The 6376-nt window shown below is 67.9% G+C and carries 4 protein-coding genes; 2 read left to right on the top strand and 2 right to left on the bottom strand.

Annotation, left to right across the window (positions count from 1 at the left end):
* Positions 1 to 269: 269 nt before the first annotated feature.
* Complete coding sequence (gene scpA, locus EO99_RS0123520) at positions 270 to 2405, top strand: methylmalonyl-CoA mutase (protein ID WP_029621007.1); 2136 nt, start codon at positions 270 to 272, stop codon at positions 2403 to 2405.
* 33 nt (positions 2406 to 2438) lie between these two features.
* Here scpA and EO99_RS26060 read toward each other — a convergent pair whose 3' ends face one another.
* Together EO99_RS26060 and EO99_RS0123510 are read right to left on the bottom strand one after the other, a co-directional pair.
* A complete protein-coding gene (locus tag EO99_RS26060) occupies positions 2439 to 2801 on the bottom strand; it encodes a hypothetical protein (protein WP_156034994.1) in 363 nt (120 codons plus the stop codon).
* A gap of 64 nt (positions 2802 to 2865) precedes the next feature.
* Positions 2866 to 3972: an NAD(P)/FAD-dependent oxidoreductase gene (locus EO99_RS0123510; RefSeq protein ID WP_029621006.1), complete on the bottom strand. Its 1107-nt coding sequence runs from the start codon at positions 3970 to 3972 to the stop codon at positions 2866 to 2868.
* A 214-nt stretch (positions 3973 to 4186) separates the two neighbouring features.
* On the opposite strand from EO99_RS0123510, the gene EO99_RS0123505 reads away from it, so the two are divergent.
* Entirely contained in the window at positions 4187 to 6331 is a 2145-nt protein-coding gene (locus tag EO99_RS0123505) for a DUF294 nucleotidyltransferase-like domain-containing protein (protein ID WP_029621005.1), read from the top strand.
* The last annotated feature ends 45 nt before the right edge of the window (positions 6332 to 6376 follow it).

Below are 6376 nucleotides of genomic sequence, written 5' to 3'. Positions count from 1 at the left end.
GTCCGTCGCGACAGCGAGCGTTCGGCGAAGGTGCCTTAAGTGTTGGCGGTAACTTGGTCCGCCCGGGCTTTTGGCAACCAGACGAACACCATTCCCAGAAGACCTTTGCAGAGGGACCGAAGTCGCGAGCAACAACCGCCGAACGGGGTGCTGAGAGGTGCCACATAAAATTAAACTTACGAGGCAGCTTTCAGCGCCCCGTCCGAACACTAGCTTCAAGCCACGGCGGAGATCTCCGCGCGTGAACACCGGCGTATGAGGGAGATCCGATGTCCGAGAAGACCCTGAAGGATTGGGAGCAGCTTGCCGAGAAGGAGCTGAAGGCGCCGCCCGAAAGCCTGCTCTGGCACACCGTCGAGGGCATCGACGTCAAGCCGGTCTACACGGCGCAGGACCTCGAAGGGGTCAATCACCTCGACAGCCTGCCGGGATTTGCGCCATACGTCCGCGGCCCGCGCGCCACCATGTATGCCGGTCGCCCCTGGACCATCCGCCAATATGCCGGCTTCTCGACGGCGGAAGCCTCCAATGCCTTCTACCGCCGCAATCTCGCCGCCGGCCAGAAAGGCCTCTCCGTCGCCTTCGATCTTGCCACCCACCGCGGCTACGACAGCGACCATCCGCGCGTCGAGGGCGATGTCGGCAAGGCGGGCGTGGCGATCGACAGCGTCGAGGACATGAAGATCCTCTTCGACGGCATCCCGCTGAAGGAGATGTCCGTCTCGATGACGATGAACGGCGCGGTGATCCCGATCCTCGCCGCCTTCATCGTCGCCGGAGAGGAACAGGGCTGCTCTAGGGCGGAACTGTCCGGGACCATCCAGAACGACATCCTCAAGGAGTTCATGGTCCGCAACACCTATATCTACCCGCCCGAACCCTCGATGCGGATCGTTGCCGACATCATCGAATACACGGCGAGGGAGATGCCGCGTTTTAACTCCATCTCCATTTCCGGCTACCACATGCAGGAAGCGGGCGCGACTTTGGTGCAGGAGCTCGCCTTCACGCTTGCCGACGGCCGCGAATATGTGCGGGCAGCCATCGCCAAGGGCCTCAACGTCGACGAGTTCGCCGGACGCCTCTCCTTCTTCTTCGCCATCGGCATGAATTTCTTCATGGAGATTGCCAAGCTGCGCGCCGCGCGCCTGCTCTGGTCGTCGATCATGGAGGAGTTCAAGCCGCAGAAGCCGGGCTCGCTGATGCTGCGCACCCACTGCCAGACCTCAGGCGTGTCGCTGCAGGAGCAGGATCCCTACAACAACGTCATCCGCACCGCCTACGAGGCGATGTCGGCCGTGCTCGGCGGCACGCAGTCGCTGCACACCAATGCGCTGGACGAGGCCATGGCGCTGCCGACGGAGTTCTCCGCCCGCATCGCCCGCAACACGCAGCTCATCCTCAGCCATGAGACCGGCGTCACCAAGGTCGTCGATCCGCTCGCCGGCTCCTACTACATCGAGAGCCTGACCAATGAACTGGCGGAAAAGGCCTGGGCGCTGATTGAGGAGGTGGAAAAGCTCGGCGGCATGACGAAGGCGGTGGCCGACGGCCTGCCGAAGCGGCTGATCGAGGAGGCCGCCACCAAGCGGCAGGCGGCGATCGACCGCGGCGAGGAGGTCATCGTCGGCGTCAACCGGTTCCGCCTGGAGACCGAGGAAGAGATCGACATCCTGGCGATCGACAATTCCGCCGTCCGCACCTCGCAGATCAGGCGGCTGGAAGAGGTGCGCCGCCAGCGCGATCCGAAGCGCGTGGAGGAGACGCTCGCCGCCCTCACCGAGGTCGCCCGCTCCGGCGATGGCAATCTGCTCGCCACCGCCGTCGAGGCGGCCCGGGCGCGCGCCACCGTCGGCGAGATTTCCGACGCCATGCGCGCCGTCTTCGGCGATCACACGGCGGTGCCGGAGGTGGTCAGCGACATCTACGGCGCGGCCTATGCGGACGATCCGGAGTACAAGACGCTGGTCAACCGCTTAGCCGGCTATTCAAATGCGTCCGGCACGCCGAAGATCATGGTCGCCAAGCTCGGCCAGGATGGCCACGACCGCGGCGCCAAGGTGATCGCCTCGGCCTTCGGCGACATCGGCTTCACCGTGCTGGCCGGGCCACTGTTCCAGACGCCCGAAGAGGCCGCCGATCTGGCGGTCACGGAGAAGGTGCAGGTGGTCGGCATGTCGTCGCTCGCCGCCGGTCACCGGACGCTGGCGCCGCAGCTCGTGCAGGCCCTGAAGGCGAAGGGCGCCGAGAACGTCATCGTCGTCGTCGGCGGCGTCGTGCCGCGCCAGGACTACGACTACCTGCTGGAGAACGGCGTCGCCGCCGTCTTCGGGCCGGGCACCAATGTGCTGGAGGCCGCCAACCGGGTTCTCGATCTGCTCGAGGGCAAGCGCCGCAACACCTGACGGAGATTGTAAGCCAACCGCCGCGATCGCAGCTCAGCGATCGCGGTATAGCCGTCTGCGGTCGTCATCGCGGGAGTCCTTGTCCCCGGAGGCGCCTCCGGCCTGCAACCGGTCGAGGACCTGCAGCAGGAGGTCGGCGCAGTCCTGGGCGGGCTCGCCGTCGGGGCAGCGGAAGGAGATCTTCATCCGGCCGTCCTGGATCCGGTAGCGGGCGCCACGCTCCGGCCGGTCGTCGCGACCGGCCAAGGGGCGATCGCGGTGGCGGTCCGGACCTGGCATATGCGCCGCCGGCGGCCGGGCATCCCCGCCCCGCATGTCCGTGATGGACTGCGCGGAGGCGAACTGCGGCAGGGAAGCCGCGAGCATGGCGGCGGCCATTGCGATCAGAGGTCTCATGGTTAACACTCCCGTTCTTCTCGGGAAGAACAGCGGGGTGACGGTATTGTTCCGGGTGTATCCCTCAGTCGGCCCCGGCCATGGCCACGACATGATCGGCGATTGCCAGACAGGCTGTGAGGCCGGGGGATTCGATGCCAAACAGGCTGACGAGGCCCGGGACACCATGGGCCTGCGGTCCGTCGATGCGGAAATCCTGGGCGGCGATCTCCGGCGGCACGATCTTCGGGCGGATGCCGGAATAGGCCGGGATCAGCGCCCCGTCTGCGAGATCCGGATAATAGCGCCGGATGCCGCGGTAGAAGCTCTCGGCCCTTTGCGGATCCACGGCGTAGTGCAGGCCGTCGACCCATTCGACATCCGGGCCGAAGCGCGCCTGTCCGGCCATGTCGAGCGTCAGGTGAATGCCGAGCCCGCCCTTCACCGGCACCGGATAGATCAGCCGCGAAAACGGTGTGCGGCCGGTCATGGCGAAATAGCTGCCCTTGGCGAAATAGGCCTGCGGCACCTGCCCGGGCGGCATGTCTTCGATGGCGCGGGCAAGCCCGGGTGCGCCGTGGCCGGCGGCATTCACCAGCAGCCGGGTCCGCAGCGTCATCGGCGCGTCACCACCGACATCGATCTCGATCCCGGCTGAGGTCGCCCGGCCGGCGACGACCGGCGTCTTGAGGGCAAGCAGCGCGCCATGGTTCTCGGCGTCACCGAGGAGCGAGGTCATCAGCGCATGGCTGTCGATGATGCCGGTCGAGGGCGACAGCAGCGCGCCGGTGGCAGACAATGCCGGCTCGAGCTCCAGCGCTTCCGCTGCCGAAATCTGCCGCAGGTCCGAGACGCCGTTCGCGGCCGCCCGTGCAGCGATTGCCGGCAGCATGGCGAACTCTTCCGCCGAGGTGGCGACGATCAGCTTGCCGCAATTGCGGTGCGGCAGCCCGCGGTCCTCGCAGTAGCGGTAGAGCGCTTCCCTGCCCTTGACGCAGAGGTCCGCCATCCGGCTGCCGGCCGGATAATAGATGCCGGCGTGGATCACCTCGCTGTTGCGCGCCGAGGTCTGGGTGCCGATCGCGTCCTCGGCCTCGAGGATCATCACCTCTCGACCGGCAAGGCTCAAGGCCCGGGCGATCGCCAGTCCCACCACGCCCGCACCGACGACCACGCAATCGACGTCATCCACGTCTCTCTCCCCTCAGGTACACTCGGCTCAACAGATAGCGGACGCTGAAGGAAGGACAAAGCATGCATGTGAGATCGGGCGGTACTGCCTGCGCCTTAAGTCTACTTGCCGAAGCCGAGGATCCAGCCGAGTCTGCACCCGACAGCATGATCCCGCGTGCCGGCTCTCCAGGCTCGGCCCGGACCCTTGAAGGCAGGATGGAGACCATGGCGTGATGCCGCAAACTTCCGGCGGCGCGGCGGCGGGAGCGAGTGCGCCGCTGATTGCGCTCGACGTCGTCGTCCTCGACACCGAGACCACCGGCCTCGACGTGCGCCAGGACAGGATCATCCAGATCGGCGCGGTGCGCATGCATGGCGCCGATATCCTGGAGACCCAGGTCTTCGACGTGATCGTCGATCCCGGCATCCCGATCCCGGCCGGATCGAGCCGGGTGCACGGGCTTCTCGATGCGGACGTCGCCGGCAAGCCGCGCTTTGCGGAGGTCGCCGGCGCGCTGCTCGACTTCATCGGCACTGCCGTCGTCGTCGGGCATTCGATCAATTTCGACCTCGCCGTGCTGCGCAACGAGGCGCATCGCCATGGGGTGGCGTGGAAGGAACCGCGCTGGCTCGACGTGGCGCTGATGTCGGTGGCGATCACGCCCGGGCTCGTCAGCCCGTCGCTCGACAATCTGGCGCTCACCTATGGCGTGACGATCGAGGGCCGCCATACGGCACTCGGCGACGCTCGCGCCACCGCCGGCGTCTACGCCGCCATGCAGCCGCGGCTTCTGGAAAAGGGGGTGCGGACGCTCGGAGAGGCGGAAAACCTCGGCCGGGCGGCGACCGCGCTCGTCGCCCAGCAGCAGGGCGTCGGCTGGTTTGAACGGCCCTCGGGCAAGGCGGAGTTTGCGCCGGCGGCGATCCAGACCGGCAGCAGAAGGGCGATCGACAGCTTTCTCTACCGGCAGCGGCTGGAGGATGTGATGAGCAGCCCGCCGATCTGCATCGACGCCGACTGTTCGCTCCGAGAGGCCTCGCGGCTGATGGCGGAAAAGGGCATCGGCTGCGCCATCGTCACCCGCGACGACGGCACCCATGGCATTCTGAGCGAGCGCGACATCCTGCGGGCGCTCGCCGAAAAGGGCGCCGAGGCCAGCGACGTGGCCGCCGGGACGGTCATGAGCGTGCCGGTAATCGCCGCCCCCGGAGATACCTTCCTCTACCGCGCGCTCGGGCTGATGGCGCGCCGGAACCTGCGCTACCTCGGCGTGACCGGCGCGTCGGGAGAGCTCGTCGGCATCTTCACGCTGCGCACGCTGTTGCGCGAGCGGGCGCTGGCCACCCTGACGCTCGGCGACGAGATCGCCGCCGCCAGCCGGCCCCGGGAGCTTGCCCGCGTCCAGGCGGAGCTTCCCTCGCTGGCCGCGGGCCTGCTCAGCGACGGGCTCGACGCGCGCGCCGTGGCGGCGGTCATCTCGGCAGAGCGGCGCGCCATGGCGACACGCGCGGCAGAGATCGCCGAAGGCGAGCTGATTGCGGCCGGCCGGGGTGCGGCGCCGGCGGACTACGCCCTGCTGGTGCTCGGTTCGGCGGGCCGGGGCGAAAGCCTGCTGGCGCCGGACCAGGACAATGCGCTGGTGATTGCCGACGGCTACCGGGGCGACCTCGGTTCCGCCGAGGACTGGTTCACGCGCTTTGCCACGCGGGTCAACGAGATCCTCGACCGGGCCGGCATCCCCTACTGCGACAGCGGGGTAATGGCCCGCAACCGGGTCTGGCGCCGGCGCCTGTCGGAGTGGCTGAACGAGGTGCGCAGCTGGGCGGAGCATCCGACGCCGAAGGTGCTCGAGAATGTCGACATCTTCTTCGACTTCACGCCGGTTCATGTGTCCTCGACGGCCGGCGCGCGCCTGGCCGAAACGCTGCGCAACGAGGCCACCGGGATTGTCCAGGCAGCGCCTTCGCTGCTGACGACGATGAGCGACGGGGCCAGCGGCCGCAATGCAGCGCTCGGCCTGTTCGGCCGCATCCGCAAGGACGGGTCCGGCCGCACCGAACTGAAGGCCGCCATGCTGCCGATCGTCGCCGGCGCCCGCACCGCCGCACTCAGACGGGGAATCGGCAGCCTGCCGACCGCCCAGAGGATCCGCGAGGCGGCAGCGGCGGCCGGCTATCCGGAGGCCGACGCGGCCCTCCTCGTCGACATTCACGGTTTCCTGATGCGGCTGATCCTCACCCAGCAGATCGCCGACATCGAGGCCGGGGTGAAGCCGAGCAACCGGGTCGACCTCAACATCCTGCGGCGGCAGGACCGCGAGCGCCTGCACGATGCGCTGCACCGCACCGGCATGATCCGCGAGCTGCTGCAGACCTGAGCGTCATGGTCATGGCCCGGCGGAGCGGGCCGGACAGTCGGACCG

Origin of the sequence: Pseudorhizobium marinum (genome assembly GCF_000705355.1) — a bacterium.
Classification (GTDB): domain Bacteria; phylum Pseudomonadota; class Alphaproteobacteria; order Rhizobiales; family Rhizobiaceae; genus Neorhizobium; species Neorhizobium pelagicum.
The sequence above is the reverse complement of the archived record's forward strand: the minus strand, read 5'-3'. Positions and strand labels throughout refer to the sequence as shown.

Bases quoted from the DNA above. Each gene is read 5' to 3' on its own strand.
- scpA (WP_029621007.1), top strand. From the start codon at position 270: ATGTCCGAGAAGACCCTGAAGGATTGGGAGCAGCTTGCCGAGAAGGAG.
- EO99_RS26060 (WP_156034994.1), bottom strand. From the start codon at position 2,801: ATGAGACCTCTGATCGCAATGGCCGCCGCCATGCTCGCGGCTTCCCTG.
- EO99_RS0123505 (WP_029621005.1), top strand. From the start codon at position 4,187: ATGCCGCAAACTTCCGGCGGCGCGGCGGCGGGAGCGAGTGCGCCGCTG.